The organism is Bifidobacterium sp. M0307 (genome assembly GCF_016100445.1).
GTDB classification, from domain to species: domain Bacteria; phylum Actinomycetota; class Actinomycetes; order Actinomycetales; family Bifidobacteriaceae; genus Bombiscardovia; species Bombiscardovia coryneformis.
This window is the reverse complement of sequence record NZ_JACFSL010000001.1, coordinates 722123-736559: the sequence shown is the minus strand read 5'-3', so window position 1 is coordinate 736559 and position 14437 is coordinate 722123. Positions and strand designations below refer to the sequence as shown.

Genomic DNA, 14437 nt, shown 5'->3' with positions numbered 1-14437 from the left:
ATGGGTGTCAATATCAAGAAGATCGCCAAACATGCTGGCAAGTGCACCTATACGTTGATGTTGATGCGCCATGCCAAGACCGAATCCGAAGCTCCTGAGGGGGACAGGAACCGGCAGCTTACCGAGAAGGGACTCAAGCAGGCCAGAAAGGTGGGTAAGGGACTGGTCAAATTCGACCTGGTCCCCGACAGAATCGTCTGTTCAGGGGCCCGACGCGCCCGCCAGACCCTGGACAGGATGCTCAAACCGTTTGGTGATGGCCCCGAGGTGGACTACCGCGAGGACCTCTACGAGTCGGGAATGCAGGCCGTTTTCGACCAACTGGCCGAGACCAAGCCCAAGCAACACAGACTCATGGTCATAGGCCATGAACCCATCATGTCGATTTGCAGCCAGTGGCTGGCCAAGCCCGAGTCCGACCCGGATCTGCTCGACCTTCTGAATCTCGGCCTCTCTCCGGCCAACCTGGTCATCTTCGGCTCCGAGAAGCCCTTCAAGGAGTGGCAGACCCACACTGCCCGTCTTCTGGGGATTCTGGAACCGCACGACTTCTCGAACTAGCCCGCCGAGACCTGCCGAACCGCTCTCCCGTAAGCGATTCGAATGGGTATCAATTGAATTTATAACGACACCTTACCCCCACCGATTACCTGGTCCTGACCGGCGCTGTTAACCTGACCTGAGATATCACCACCAATGGGGAGGTTTCATGTCAGCCAGCACATCCGTGATCGGTTTCCCGCGCATCGGAGCACAGCGGGAGCTCAAGAAAGCCATCGAGGGCTACTGGAAGGGAAAGCTGGACCTGGACAGTGTCAGGGAAACGGCCCTTTCACTGCGTTCCGAGCACTGGAATCTCCAGAAGGAAGCAGGCATAGACCTGATTCCCAGCAATGACTTCAGTTACTACGACCAGATGCTGGACACAGCCATCCTGCTCAATGTGGTGCCCCGCCGTTACGCCGATCTGGGTCTTGGCCCTGAAGATATGCTCTTTGCCATGGGCCGTGGCTATCAGGGTGATCAAGGCGATGTGACCGCCCTGCCCATGAAAAAGTGGTTTACGACCAACTACCATTACCTGGTTCCTGAAATCGATGCCGATACGCATGTGGAGCTTGCGGGTTCGAAGCCGTTCGACGAATATCAAGAGGCGAAGGACCAGGGAATCGCCACCAAGCCTGTGGTGATCGGCCCCTACACCTTCCTCAAGCTGGCACGTGGTCCCGAGGGGGAGAGAATCGAACCTGGACAGGATCTGGTATCGGCCCTGTCCAAGGCCTATGCTGACATCATCCGCCGTTTTGCCGACCTTGGCGCCGACTGGGTTCAGCTTGATGAGCCCTACCTGGTTCTTGACAAGGAGGACGGCGACCTGGACCTCTTCCGAAACCTGTACCGGGCCATTCTTCCTGCCAGGCAAGGCGGCGAAGGGTATGTCAGGATACTTCTGCAGACATACTTCGGCCATGTGGGGGACTGTCTGGCCTGTATCAATGAGCTGGGATTCGACGGTATCGGTCTGGACCTGGTCGAGGGACGTGACGAAAATCTGGCGGCTCTTAAGGAGCACGGGGTCAAGCAGGGGACCACGGTCTTCGCCGGTCTGGTCAACGGGCGCAATATCTGGCGAAACAACTACGCGGTCAGTCTGGGTATCCTCGATGCGGTCCGTCAGGTCACTCCGGATGTGGTCGTCTCCACCGCCTCATCCCTCCTTCATGTTCCCTTTACGGTAAGGAATGAGGAGGGGCTAGACGCCAAGACGGTCCGTCCCCATTTCGCCTTCGCCGTGGAGAAGCTGGATGAGCTGCATGACCTGGCCATCCTTGCGGCAGCCGACGACGAAGAAAAGAAGGATTCCCGCGTTCTGGCCGATAACCAGCGCCTCTTCGACGGTACCAGGGTGGAGAGGGACCAGGCGGTCTCCAACCGCCTTGAAGCCCTGGACGAACAGGACTTTGTCCGTCAACCTGCCCGGGCTGAGCGTCAGCGGATTCAGGCCGAAGAACTCTGTCTCCCTGATCTGCCGACCACGACAATCGGATCCTTCCCCCAGACCGCCGAGGTGAGGTCTTACCGCGCCAGACTGCGCAAAAAGGAAATCAGCCAGGAGGAGTACGACGGGTTCATCGCCTCGCAGATCGACCAGGTCATCGACCACCAAGAGCGGATCGGCCTGGATGTCCTGGTGCATGGCGAGTTCGAGCGCAATGACATGGTCGAGTACTTCGGGCAGAACCTGAATGGGTACCTCTTCACCAAGAACGCCTGGGTGCAGTCGTATGGTACGCGTTGCGTCAAGCCCCCCATAGTATGGGGTGACGTCTCCCGCGCCAGGCCCATCACCGTACGGTGGAGTTCCTATGCCCAGTCATGTACCAAGCACGTGGTCAAGGGCATGCTGACGGGGCCCGTCACGATATTGAACTGGTCCTGGCCCCGTGAGGACATCACCCATGAGGAGCAGACGCGGCAACTGGCCCTGGCCATCCGCGACGAGGTGCTTGACCTGGAGGCTGCGGGTATCAAGGTCATCCAGATAGACGAGGCCGCGCTTCGTGAAAAACTGCCCCTGAGGCGCTCCGACTGGCACACGGGGTATCTGGACTGGGCGGTTCCCGCCTTCCGACTGGTTCATTCGGCCGTAAAGCCGACAACCCAGATTCACACCCATATGTGCTACTCGGAATTCAACGACATCATCAAGGACATTGACGCCATGGATGCTGACGTCATCTCCTTCGAGGCTTCCAGGTCGGATCTGACTGTTCTTGATGCCATCGAGGAGGCGCACTTCGAGACAGAAGCAGGACCGGGTGTCTATGATATTCACTCGCCCCGCATCCCCTCCGAGGAGGAGATCGTCGAGCGGATACATGCCATCCTTGACAAGCTGGATGCCCGAAAGGTCTGGATCAATCCCGACTGCGGGCTCAAGACCCGAGGCAATGAAGAGACCTGGCCCAGTCTGGAACATATGGTCGCTGCGGCCAAGCTGGTCAGGGAAGAACTGTCGTCGTCACAACGGTAACAATGGCGGCCGGTGGCCTGTCCGCCGGCGAAAGCAGGGATGATTCATCATGCATGAGCCCATATTCTCGCTGGAAGTGTTTCCTCCGAAGCGCGATGCGCCGGTGGGGACCATCTACGATACCTTGGATGGTCTTGAGGGGCTCATGCCTGATTTCATATCCGTAACCTACGGCACGGGCAAGCAATCCGACCGTACAGCCACAGCAAGGATCGCCCGCACCATTCATACCGAGTACGGCATTCCCTCCGTGGCCCACCTTACGGCCCAGTACGCCGACAAGGAGATTGTTGACCAGGCCCTGGATATGTTCGACAGGGCCGGTGTGGCAGCGGTTCTTCCTCTGCGCGGGGACAGTGTGGAGGGGAGGACCCCTGCGGGGGTCTTCGATCATGCCAGCGACCTGGTGGCCTATATTCATGCCAAGCGCCCTGATATGACCATCTTCGGTGCCTGCTATCCGGAAACCCATCCAGAGGCGGCATCACCCCAGGCGGATTTGGATAATCTGAAGATCAAGGTCGATGCGGGTGCCTCCCATTTGATATCGCAGCTCTTCTACGACAACGATTACTTCACCGACTTCCTGGGCAGGGCCAGGGGGACGGGGATCGACGTACCCATCGAGGCAGGCATCATGCCCATCACCAATGCCGGTCAGGTTCGCCATATGAGCGAGGTCTGTGCAGCGAGCATCCCTCCGGCGGTGAATACCATCCTGGACAGATGGGGCGATGACCGGACGAGTCTGCGGGAGGCGGGAATCATCTATGCCTCTCAACAGATTGCCGACCTGGTCTCCCAAGGGGTGGACGGCATCCACCTGTATTCCATGAACCAGGCCGGTGTCACTCGTCGCATCTGGCACAATGTCCGTCATCTGTTCAAGGTCCGCCAGGCATCGTCATCGATGTTGAGCCTCTGACGGTGGCGAAGGACCTTATCGCCGGGTTGAACGATGATGCCCTTCCATGTCGGGACGGTGCTCAGTTTTTCTTTTTTGATTTCCCGGTAGGGGAGGACTTGCCTCCGGTTTGCTTCCCATGGGATTGCTTCTTGCCTGCTGCCGCCCGGTCGGATTCCACCTCAGGTTGCAACCAGGCGAACCTGGTCTGCATAACCGTCTTGACTGGTGGAACGATGCCAATGATGATTCCGGCTATCATGGCTGCGATGGCCGCCCAGGAGGCAGTATCCTGCCCGATGAGGATGAGCACCACTACCAGACCGATGCCAATCAACGATGCCACTTGGGACCAGGTGCGCTGGCTGGGGGTCAAGCGTTCGCTGTTCATGGGCATCAGACCGAGGAAAAATCCATCCAGGAGAGCCAGGATTCCAGCCCCGATGATGATGGCATAGTCTATTGACGGCAATTTTGCCCCCCTTTCAGATCTGGTCCAGGCATATCGCCCGTGTACCCCTGAGGGTGTGGGCGCGGGCTTGTGCGTCGGTCAAGGCATCGATTCGCTCGGTTTCACTCATGACGGTTTCCGGGTCGATACCGGATATCAGTGCGACAACCGTCTCATATGACGTTTTTGCGGTTTCGAGTACGCCGACGAGACGCCCCTGGCGCATGACGGCGATTCTGTCGGCCACGGCGAAGACATCTGGCAGGTCGTGGCAGACCATGACGATGCTCTGCCCCTCGGCCCTCATTCGTTTGATGTAGTTGAGGACCTCGGCGGTCTGCATGACCGAGAGCGCGGAGGTGGGCTCGTCAAGCAGTATCAACTGCGGGTTGTCCAGCAGGGTCCTGGCGATGGAGACGGTCTGCTTCTGCCCCATGGAAAGCGAAGCCATGGGCTGACCCACCCGAATGGCGGACGAGAGGGATTGGAGGACCTGGCGCGTCCTCTCCTGCATGGTCTCGTCGTCCCTGCGAAGGTGATTGTCGCGCAGCTCCTTGCCCAGGAAGAGATTGGCCGACACATCAAGGTTGTCGCAGAAACTCTGTCCCTGGAAGACCGCAGCCACGCCCAGCTGTGCGGCCGCCCGAATGGAGGGCAAGGTGACCGCTTCGCCCTGCCATTTCATCGTGCCTGAATCTGGGTGAAGCAATCCCGACATGATCTTGATCAGGGTCGACTTGCCTGCACCATTATCGCCTACGACGGCCAGCACCTCGCGATGCCGCACACTGAGACTCACCTGTTTAAGGGCATGAACGAATCCGAATTTGACTGAGATGTCACTCATCTCCATCAATGGCGTGACGTCACTCAAATCGGTCACCTCCTCTATGACGTTTGACCTGCGGATTGCGAGGACACAGCGATGTGTTCGTTGACCTTGTCGACTGCCATCATAGCCGCCCCCAGCGCAGGGCCGGTAATCGGGTATCGGGCAGGCAGGACTTCCATAGGCACCATGGCATCGGGGAAGAGCATGCGTTGCAAGGTCTCCTGCAGTGGGTCCAGGAAGACCGAGCCGGTGGTTCCGAGTATGCCGCCCAGCACGACAACTTGGGGATCCACGGCGTTGCACAGGTCGGCGACCACGTTGCCTATGCGGATGGCGGCATCGGCAACGATACGCCGACAGCCCGGGTCTCCCTGGTTGACGCTGGACACCAGGTCTTCCAGGGTCATGGTGCCGTGGGTCACGCTCAGGAGGGAAACCAACCTGCTCTCGTCAACCACGGTGTTCAGGCATCCCCTGTTGCCGCAGATGCAGATGTCGCCGAGCGGATCGACCTGAACATGGCCGATTTCACCAGCCAGCCCCGTGGTGCCGCGCCATGGCTCACCGTTGATGATGATGCCTGCACCGACTCCATCATTGGCGTGGACATAGACGAAATGGCGTTTTCCCGCTGCAATTCCCATTCGTAGTTCTGCCAAGGCCGCGTAGTTGGCATCGTTGTCAACGCTGACAGGCACGTTGAACGCCTCACGGAAGGTGCCTATGAGATCATGGTTGTCCCATCCCTTGAGGATGCCCGGAATGGCAAGCTGATGTGTGCGGCAGTCCACTGGTGCTCCCAAGGCTATATCCAGCCCCACCAGCTCATCCATGCCGGCACCGATGGAAGTCAGCGTTTCCTTGATCAGGATCATGGCCCGCTCCAGCGTCGTGTCGGGCTTGTGATTGTGGGGAAGGGCGAGATTGTGCTCGGCCAGGATGGTGTGCGAGGCATCGACCAGTTCCAGGCGCATCTCGTGACGCCCGATATAGAGCCCGGCACCGAGTCCCTTCTGCCGCGCCAGCATGACCAGGGTTGCCCTACGGCCGTTTCGGGTCGTTGAAGAGGTCTCTAGAAGGTGCTGCTCACCCATTTGCCGAACCAGGTTCGAAATGGTGGCCGTCGAGAGCCCTGTGTTCTCGGCGAGTTCAATCTGGGTCATGGCACCGAATCTCCGAATGGTGTCCAGAAGCAGGGCGCGATTGGCCTCACGCAAGGAGGTCTGGGAGCCGAACAATCGATGTGCCATAAAACTCAAGTGTAGCCAAGACCCCCAGTCCTCGGCACATGCTTGGCAATCCACACCGTCCGGCGCAAGCGGAGCACTCCTATGAGCGGAGTAAGAGCCGAGACGATACTTTAAGTTCATATAGATAATGCAAAACAGATTTATAACAATTCTTGAATTGATGTTTTGAACGCAAGGATGTATGCTGACTCCTGAACCTCATCATCGAGGCTGGTGGGCACAGCGGCCCACAGCGCATTCAAAGAAGAAGGAGTCTCCATGAAAATGATGAAACGTACCCTGGCGGCAGCGGTCGGTCTGGCCATGCTGGCTGGCCTGGGTGCCTGTGGCGGTTCCCGCTCGGGGGATAATGGCAGCGGTTCCGAAGCCGTGGGGAAGGGAGCGACGATCGGCGTTTCCATGCCCACCAAGTCCGAGGAGCGATGGAACAAGGATGGCAACAACCTGAAATCAAAGCTGGAGAAGGCCGGGTACAAGGTCGTGCTCTCCTTTGCGGACGACAAGCCGGCCCAGCAGAATGCCGATATCGAGAACATGGTCAACAAGGGCGCCAAGATAGTGGTGGTGGCCTCAAAGGACGGAACCGCAGTGGGGCCGGCTGTCGAGAAGGCCAAGGATGCGGGTGCCAAGGTCATCGCCTATGACCGGCTGATCATGAACACCAAGGCGGTGGACTACTATGCCACCTTCCAGCTGGAGCGCACAGGCGTACTGGAAGCGCAATGGCTGATCGACCAACTGGGTCTGGAGTCCGGAGCCAAGGGTCCCTTCAACGTCGAGCTCTTTACCGGATCGCCTGATGACAACAATGCCAAGTACTTCTTCAAGGGTGCCTGGGATCTCCTCCAGCCTTACTTCAAGTCAGGCGTTCTGGTCAGTCCCTCCCAGCATGGTGGCGGCGTGAACAAGGACTTCAAGCTGTCCGATTGGCAGAAGATCTCGGTCCAGTCCTGGAAGACGGAACAGGCGCAGAAGGATATGGAATCCATCCTGGACTCCACATATGCCCATGGCGAGAAGCTGGATGCGGTGCTCAGCCCCTACGACGGCATCAGCCAGGGCGTAATCAACGCCATCCAGTCCAAGCGTCCTGACATGCAGCCCAATTCTCCGAACTGGCCCAAGATCACCGGGCAGGATGCGATGGAGATTTCGGTCGCGAACATCTCCAAGGGTCTCCAGGGTCAGACGGTCTTCAAGGACGTCAACAAACTGGCCGATGCCGTGTACGACATGATCATCGAGCTGGCCGAGGGCAAGAAGGTCTCGGGGCTGAACGGCAAGTTCAACAACAACACCATCGAGGTGCCTTCCAAGCTGCTTGATCCCAAGGGAATCACCAAGGAGAACCTGACGGATCTGGTCAAGGCCAATTACCTGACCCAGGACAGATTCGACCAGCTGACCAAGTAGTTTCACCGGTAGGTCCGTCATCGTGGGTCCTTCCCTGCTGGGAAGGACCCCGGTACGGACAGGAGGTAGCAGTCATGTCCCAACAGGACATCATCTTACGAATGAAGAACATCACCAAGACGTTCGGTCCGGTCACGGCCTTGTCGGATGTCACCATGGAGGTGCGCAAGGGCGAGATTCATGCCATATGTGGTGAAAACGGAGCCGGCAAGTCCACACTGATGAATGTGCTTTCGGGTGTATATCCCTATGGAAGCTACAAGGGGGAGATCGAGTTCGACGGAAAGGGGTGCAGGTACCGCACCATCAATGACTCCGAGGCCGACGGTATCGTCATCATCCACCAGGAGTTGGCACTGAGTCCCTTCCTTTCGATTGCCGAGAACATCTTCATGGGCAACGAGCAGGCGAAAAGCGGAGTGATGGACTGGAACCAGACCCGGGCCAAGGCGGCCAGGCTCCTTGCCAAGGTGGGGCTGGACGAGAATCCTGACACCAGAATCATGGATCTTGGTGTCGGCAAGCAGCAGCTGGTCGAGATAGCCAAGGCCCTGTCGAAGAACGTCCGGCTGTTGATTCTTGACGAGCCAACAGCCGCGCTCAACGACGAGGATTCGGACCACCTGCTCAACCTGGTCAGGCAACTGAGGGATGACCAGGGGGTCACCAGCATCCTCATAACCCACAAACTGGGGGAAGTTGCGCAGATAGCTGACGGGGTCACCATCATCCGCGACGGGTCAACAGTCGGTTCCATGGAGATTACTCCTGAGAACCCGTTGGATCAGGACCTGCTGATTCAGAAGATGGTGGGAAGGGAACTGACCAATCTGTATCCGGACCATGAGCCCAGGATCGGGGATGAGGTCTTCAGAATCAAGGATTGGACAGTCCACCACCCCTTGGATCCCTCCAGGGTCATCGTGGACCACGCCAATCTGGTGGTCCATAAGGGCGAGATCGTCGGCTTGGCCGGACTCATGGGAGCCGGCAGGACAGAGATGGCGCGAAGCATCTTCGGTCGCTCCTACGGCAGTCACATCAGCGGAACCATCGAAATGCACGGTCAGGAGGTCCATCTGCACAGCGTCCAGGCCGCCATCGATTCAGGCCTGGCCTATGCCACCGAAGACCGGAAGGTTTACGGACTCAACCTTCTGCAGAACATCAGGGAGAACGCCTCCATGGCATCCCTGAAGAAGCTGAGCCGGTACGGCGTTATGAAAGAGAACGTCGAACGCGGCGAGGTGGAGGAGTACCGCAGGGACTTCAACATCAAATGCAGCAACATCGATGTTCCGGTATCAACCCTGTCCGGCGGCAATCAGCAGAAGGTCATGCTGGCCAAGTGGGTCATATCCGACCCCGATGTGCTCATCCTGGATGAACCCACACGAGGCATCGATGTCGGTGCCAAGTACGAAATCTACGAAATCATTGACAAGCTGGTCGACCAGGGAAAGGCCGTCATCGTCATCTCCTCCGAGCTCCCCGAGCTCATCGGCATCTGCGACCGGATATACACGGTCAGCCAGGGAGTGATAACCGACAACGTAGACCGTTGTGACTTCTCTCAGGAGTATCTGATGAAGGGCATGACACAGGATAAGAAGGGAGCAGTGACGCGATGAGCTCGCCAACCACTCAGAACAGGACCTCAAACCAGATCGAAGAGAATGCACCGGGCGAGGGGATGCTGGCCTCCCTGGCCAGCAACGCCCGCCAGTATGGAATAGTCGGCGCCCTTGTCGTCATCGTGGTCGTATTCGAAATCCTGACCAAGGGGGTCCTTCTCAAACCCAACAGCTTCGTTTCGCTGATTCAACAGAACGCCTATGTGATCATCCTGGCCATCGGCATGGTGATGGTCATCATCGCCACCCACATCGACCTCTCTGTGGGTTCACTGGTGGCCTTCATAGGCGGTGTATGCGCCATTCTCATGGAACACATGGGAGTCAACTGGATGCTGGCCATCCTCCTCTCCCTGGTGGTCGGTCTGCTTATCGGGGTTTGGCAGGGCTTCTGGGTTGCCGTGGTCGGCATCCCCGGATTCATCACCACCCTGGCCGGCATGTTGATCTTCCGCGGTCTGGCCACGGTCATCGTCGGTGAGTCCGTTCCCATCACCTCCCTGGAGTTCAGGGGAATCGCCCGCGACTACCTCCCCAATATCCTGGGATGGTGGGGGCCTTTCGACGGTCTTACCATCGTTCTCGGTCTGCTCTGCATCCTCGCCTATTCCTGGTCGCAGATATCCAAGCGCCGCAAGACCCTGGCTGTGGGCCTGGTTCCCGAGCCGAAGGGGCTGATGATCGGCAAGATCCTGGTTGCCTCCGTCGTCATCGTTTTCGTGACCTACCTCCTGGCCTCTTCCGGAAACGAGACCCAGGGAGGGACACCCATCATGCTGGTCATCGTTGCTGTCCTGGTCCTGATCTACAACTTCATCCTGACCAGGACGGTCTTCGGTCGTCATGTCTATGCAGTGGGTGGCAACCGAAAGGCCGCTGTGCTTTCTGGCATCAACGCCAAGCGGGTTGACTTCACCCTCTTTGTCCACATGGGCTTCCTGTCTGCTGTAGCCGCTATCTGCATGCTCTCCCGTCTGGCATCTGCAACTGCCCAGGCAGGTATGGAGTTCGAGATGGACGCCATTGCCTCCTGCTTCATCGGTGGAACCGCCGTTACCGGTGGTATCGGCACCATCCCCGGCGCCGTGGTGGGTGCCTTCGTGATGGGTGTCATCAACCAGGGCCTGTCGATCATGGGTGTTGATACGGCAATCGTCAAGACCATCAAGGGTCTGGTGCTGCTTCTGGCCGTCGCCATCGACGTCATGTCCAAGCGTCGCAAGAGCTGACCCAGCGCCAAGGGCCTCCATGTACTGACCCCGGGTCCCGTTTGCAAAGACGGGTGCCCGGGGCCGGCTCATAGGTTCCCATCTTGGTATCCGCAGAGGAGTTTCATATGAAGATCAACGACAAGGCCCGCTCAAGGATGTACGGGCTTACCGCCGTGGCCTGCGCCCTTTGGCTGATCCAGTCGCTGGCGGAGGCATCGCGGGACGGAAGTCTGCTGAGCTGGTCCACCATCGTGTTCTCGCTCTGCCTGACGGTGGTGACAGCATACTGTGGAACCTGTGCCTGGAAGGAGGGCCGGAAGGCGGCCAGCGGGACCGTCGATGAGAACGGGCAGGACCAAGCAAGCCCGGAGGAATGAGTACCCTGCTTCAACCTATGTCCGGGCACGCTCCATCTATATAATGCCGATAGGATACGGGTACGGATGAAGGACGGGGGTGGCGGTATGGCGGACGGAGGAGCAGCACAGTTCAAGGCCTCGGATCTGATACGGCTTGGATTGCAGGACCTGGACCGCGCCAGGAGGGATTTGGACCGCCTGGACCGGATTGGTCTTGACCCACACATCAAGCAAACCGCAATTGGTTCACTGGAGTCGGCCTGCGATCCGGATGCCGCCCTCTCCTCCCTGGTCATGGTCCTCGACCAGTACACCTCCAGCGGTCTGCCCGACTTCCTCCAGGAAGGGAACGATCGGGACAGCTCGGCAATCAAGTCACTTATCCGGGTTCTCGGAGCCTCCGAGGCCATGGGAAGACTGATGCGCTCCCGTCCATCCCTGGTTGAAGCCGTGGCCTGTGACCCCTGTCGGTCAGGTGATTGTCCCCTCCAGACGAGGAAGGCCCTCATTTCCGATGCCCTTAGTCAGGCAAGCATGGGATTGCCGGGTCAGGAAGTCCTGGCTCGCCAGGTCGACACCCTTCGCGCGCAATACCGGTTGCAGCTTGCTGCGATTATGGCAAGAGACCTGGCTGCAGAGGAGCCCGAGAAGGTGCAGCCGCGTATAAGCCAGGCCCTGTCCGATCTGGCCGAGGCGACTCTGGAGGGGGCCTTGGCCATTGCCGAAGGTCAGGTACCATCCTCTGACAAGTGCCGCTTCACTGTCATCGGCATGGGCAAGCTGGGCGCCAGGGAGCTGAACTATGTTTCCGACGTCGACCTTATTTATGTGGTGGAACCCGCCGGAGAGATATCCGACCATGACCTGACCTCCATAGGTACCAAAATCGCCATCCTTCTCCAGAAGATATGCCAGTCCATCATCCCGGGCACCCTGGAGCCTCCGCTTTGGAAGGTCGACACCGCCTTGAGACCCGAGGGGAAGGACGGCCCTCTCGTCCGCCGGCTGGAGGCCCATGCCGATTACTACCGATCCTGGGCCGAGAGCTGGGAGTTCCAAGCACTGCTCAAGGCCCGCCCCGTGGCAGGGGATGTCGAGTTGGGGTCGGCCTACGCCGAGATGGCCCGGGAATTCGTCTGGAAGGCCTCGCAGCGCAGGAACTTCGTCTATGACTGTCAGGCCATGAGAGCGAGGGTTGAGCAGAACATACCCGAAAAGCTCAGGGAGAGGGAGATCAAACTCGGTCAGGGTGGCCTGCGGGATGTCGAATTCACCGTCCAGATGCTCCAATTGGTCCACGGGCCCAGTGATGAGACCCTGCGCGTCCCCTCAACCATCCAAGCCTTGTCCGCCTTATCCAAAGGAGGGTACATCTCCCAAAAACACGGGGAGGCCTTGGATGGGGATTACCGGTTCGAACGCGTCATGGAGCATCGCCTGCAGATGTGGCAACTCCGTCGAACGCACCTCTTCCCCGACATTCACCAGGGATCATCCAAGCACCGTCAGCGCCCCAGTCTCAGCGACCTTGAGGGGAACCCGGATTTGCGGCGACTTGCCAGGGCCTTCGGCCTCCATGCCGATCAGATGCTCGACAGGTACGAGGCCACCAGAATCCAGGTGCGCCAGCTCCACCAGGCCATCTACTTCCGCCCAATGCTCCCCATCAACGCCCAGGTGGATGAGGATGAGGTCAGTCTGCGACCGGATGCAGCCAGGGAGAGGTTTGCATCCATAGGATTCACCGATCCAGACGCGGCCATTCGTCACATCGAGGCCTTGACCAGTGGTGTATCCCGGTCGGCCCGGATCAACCGGATTCTCATGCCTGCCGTCCTGAACTGGCTGGGGGAGGGGCAGGATCCCGATATGGGACTACTGGGATGGAGAACCTTGGAGGAGCACTTCGGCGGTAAGAGCACCTATCTGGGTTTTCTCAGGGACTCGACCTCGGCGGCCCGCAGGCTTTGCCATGTCCTCTCGAATTCAAGGTACCTCTCCGGCGCCCTGTCCAAGTCGGTCCAGTCCGTCACCTGGCTGGGCAGGGATGAAGACCTGCAGCCCAGAAGCCGGGAGAATCTTGACGACCGGGGTCATTCCTACCGGGTCCGTCACGCAGATCAGGCAGGGGCCTTCGCTTCGGCGATTCGAGCCATGCGTCGTCACGAAATCGAACGTATCGGCCTGGGTTGGATGAGCGGGGTCAACGATCAGGGGAGATGCCTGACAGGTATGGCGGACGTTTACGATGCCGCCATCGGAGCAGCTCTGGATTGGTCGGTGGACAATCGTCTCCATGAGGTCGGGCTGGATTCTGCACCCGCCGTCCTGTCCGTAATCGCCATGGGACGATACGGCGGCCGTGATGTGAACTTCAACTCGGATGCCGATGCCATGCTGATCTACCGTCCGGTACAGGGTGCCGACGACCAGAAGGCCGGCAACTTTGCGCGGGATGTGGTGACCGACCTCCGTTCGGTCCTGGGCGGATCCCTCACCCTGGAGCCGAAGATTGACCTGGATCTGGATCTACGGCCTGAGGGGCGAAACGGCCCTCTGGTCAGATCATTGGACTCCTACCGCGAGTATTACCGGTCCTGGTCATCGACCTGGGAGCATCAGGCCCTGATCAGAGCCAGGTTCGCCGCCGGAGACCAGGACCTCGCGCGGGAATTCCTGGACACGGTTGCAGACCCCCTACGGTATCCGAATCAACCTCTGAGCGAGGAACAGGTGGGGGAGATACGCAGGCTCAAGGCGCGGATGGAGGCTGAGAGGCTGCCGAGGGGGGTAAGGCGCGACCGGCACCTGAAACTCGGCAGAGGAGGACTCTCCGATGTCGAGTGGACCGTCCAGCTCCTCCAGCTCCGTCACGCCCACGACTGTCCGGAGCTCAGGGTCACAGCCACCATGCCCGCTCTGGATTGTCTGGAGGCTCAGGGCCTGATCGACCACGATGACGCCGAGGTCCTGAGAACCAGCTGGAACTTGTGCACAGCTGCCAGAAACGGGAACTTCCTATGGACGGGACGGGTCAACCAGGCCGACATTCTTCCGGATGACGGTTTCATACTTGGCGGTATCGCCGTGTACCTAGGCTATCCGGCCCACCGGGGGCAGCAGTTCGCCAACGAACTCCTGGCCGCCATGCGACGTTGCCGGGAGGTCATGGAACGACTCTTTTACGGAAACTGACGTCGCGGAGGTCCCCGGGGCGGATTATGATTGTTCAGGTCACGCGAGGTGGCCACCTGAGAAAGGTGAGCCTTTGTCTGAACAGTTTGATGATCATTCGGGGGAACCCCCCTTCACAGATTCCGTTTTTCCCGATTCAGGTTCGACTCCGACC

Annotated in this window: 11 protein-coding genes; 8 read left to right on the top strand and 3 right to left on the bottom strand. The window is 59.0% G+C overall.

Annotated elements, in window-relative coordinates:
• The 3 genes from H3V08_RS02940 to metF all read left to right on the top strand — a co-directional run bounded on the left by H3V08_RS02940 (position 1) and on the right by metF (position 3959).
• Complete coding sequence (locus H3V08_RS02940) at positions 1-561, top strand: SixA phosphatase family protein (RefSeq protein ID WP_045921288.1); 561 nt, start codon at positions 1-3, stop codon at positions 559-561.
• Between the two features lie 148 nt (positions 562-709).
• Positions 710-3034 carry a 5-methyltetrahydropteroyltriglutamate--homocysteine S-methyltransferase gene (metE, locus tag H3V08_RS02935; RefSeq protein WP_198181538.1) on the top strand — a complete coding sequence of 775 codons (2325 nt, stop codon included), beginning with the start codon at positions 710-712 and terminating at the stop codon, positions 3032-3034.
• Between the two features lie 49 nt (positions 3035-3083).
• Positions 3084-3959, top strand: coding sequence for a methylenetetrahydrofolate reductase [NAD(P)H] (gene metF, locus H3V08_RS02930; protein WP_198181537.1), 876 nt, complete (start codon positions 3084-3086; stop codon positions 3957-3959).
• Between the two features lie 61 nt (positions 3960-4020).
• Here the strand turns inward: metF and H3V08_RS02925 are convergent, their stop codons facing one another.
• The 3 genes from H3V08_RS02925 to H3V08_RS02915 are packed head-to-tail and all read right to left on the bottom strand — an operon-like array spanning position 4021 to position 6471.
• A complete protein-coding gene (locus H3V08_RS02925; protein WP_198181536.1) occupies positions 4021-4410 on the bottom strand; it encodes a hypothetical protein in 390 nt (129 codons plus the stop codon).
• 13 nt (positions 4411-4423) lie between these two features.
• On the bottom strand, positions 4424-5242 hold the full coding sequence (locus tag H3V08_RS02920) for an ATP-binding cassette domain-containing protein (protein WP_198182101.1): 819 nt from the start codon (positions 5240-5242) through the stop codon (positions 4424-4426).
• Between the two features lie 35 nt (positions 5243-5277).
• On the bottom strand, positions 5278-6471 hold the full coding sequence (locus H3V08_RS02915) for an ROK family transcriptional regulator (RefSeq protein WP_198181535.1): 1194 nt from the start codon (positions 6469-6471) through the stop codon (positions 5278-5280).
• A 258-nt stretch (positions 6472-6729) separates the two neighbouring features.
• On the opposite strand from H3V08_RS02915, the gene H3V08_RS02910 reads away from it, so the two are divergent.
• From H3V08_RS02910 to H3V08_RS02890, 5 genes are all read left to right on the top strand, one after another.
• A complete protein-coding gene (locus H3V08_RS02910) occupies positions 6730-7884 on the top strand; it encodes a substrate-binding domain-containing protein (protein WP_033490116.1) in 1155 nt (384 codons plus the stop codon).
• A gap of 74 nt (positions 7885-7958) precedes the next feature.
• Positions 7959-9515 carry a sugar ABC transporter ATP-binding protein gene (locus H3V08_RS02905; protein ID WP_198181534.1) on the top strand — a complete coding sequence of 519 codons (1557 nt, stop codon included), beginning with the start codon at positions 7959-7961 and terminating at the stop codon, positions 9513-9515.
• 62 nt (positions 9516-9577) lie between these two features.
• On the top strand, positions 9578-10747 hold the full coding sequence (mmsB, locus tag H3V08_RS02900) for a multiple monosaccharide ABC transporter permease (RefSeq protein WP_232340304.1): 1170 nt from the start codon (positions 9578-9580) through the stop codon (positions 10745-10747).
• 107 nt (positions 10748-10854) lie between these two features.
• A complete protein-coding gene (locus tag H3V08_RS02895) occupies positions 10855-11106 on the top strand; it encodes a carbon starvation protein (protein ID WP_232340084.1) in 252 nt (83 codons plus the stop codon).
• A gap of 87 nt (positions 11107-11193) precedes the next feature.
• The gene (locus tag H3V08_RS02890) at positions 11194-14283 is read left to right on the top strand and encodes a bifunctional [glutamine synthetase] adenylyltransferase/[glutamine synthetase]-adenylyl-L-tyrosine phosphorylase (protein WP_198181533.1); all 3090 of its coding nucleotides are present in this window, start codon (positions 11194-11196) and stop codon (positions 14281-14283) included.
• Positions 14284-14437 lie beyond the last annotated feature (154 nt).

Coding starts and splice junctions, on each gene's coding strand:
- H3V08_RS02940 (WP_045921288.1), top strand. CDS start 1: ATGGGTGTCAATATCAAGAAGATCGCCAAACATGCTGGCAAGTGCACC.
- metE (WP_198181538.1), top strand. CDS start 710: ATGTCAGCCAGCACATCCGTGATCGGTTTCCCGCGCATCGGAGCACAG.
- metF (WP_198181537.1), top strand. CDS start 3,084: ATGCATGAGCCCATATTCTCGCTGGAAGTGTTTCCTCCGAAGCGCGAT.
- H3V08_RS02920 (WP_198182101.1), bottom strand. CDS start 5,242: ATGGAGATGAGTGACATCTCAGTCAAATTCGGATTCGTTCATGCCCTT.
- H3V08_RS02915 (WP_198181535.1), bottom strand. CDS start 6,471: ATGGCACATCGATTGTTCGGCTCCCAGACCTCCTTGCGTGAGGCCAAT.
- H3V08_RS02910 (WP_033490116.1), top strand. CDS start 6,730: ATGAAAATGATGAAACGTACCCTGGCGGCAGCGGTCGGTCTGGCCATG.
- H3V08_RS02905 (WP_198181534.1), top strand. CDS start 7,959: ATGTCCCAACAGGACATCATCTTACGAATGAAGAACATCACCAAGACG.
- mmsB (WP_232340304.1), top strand. CDS start 9,578: ATGCTGGCCTCCCTGGCCAGCAACGCCCGCCAGTATGGAATAGTCGGC.
- H3V08_RS02895 (WP_232340084.1), top strand. CDS start 10,855: ATGAAGATCAACGACAAGGCCCGCTCAAGGATGTACGGGCTTACCGCC.
- H3V08_RS02890 (WP_198181533.1), top strand. CDS start 11,194: ATGGCGGACGGAGGAGCAGCACAGTTCAAGGCCTCGGATCTGATACGG.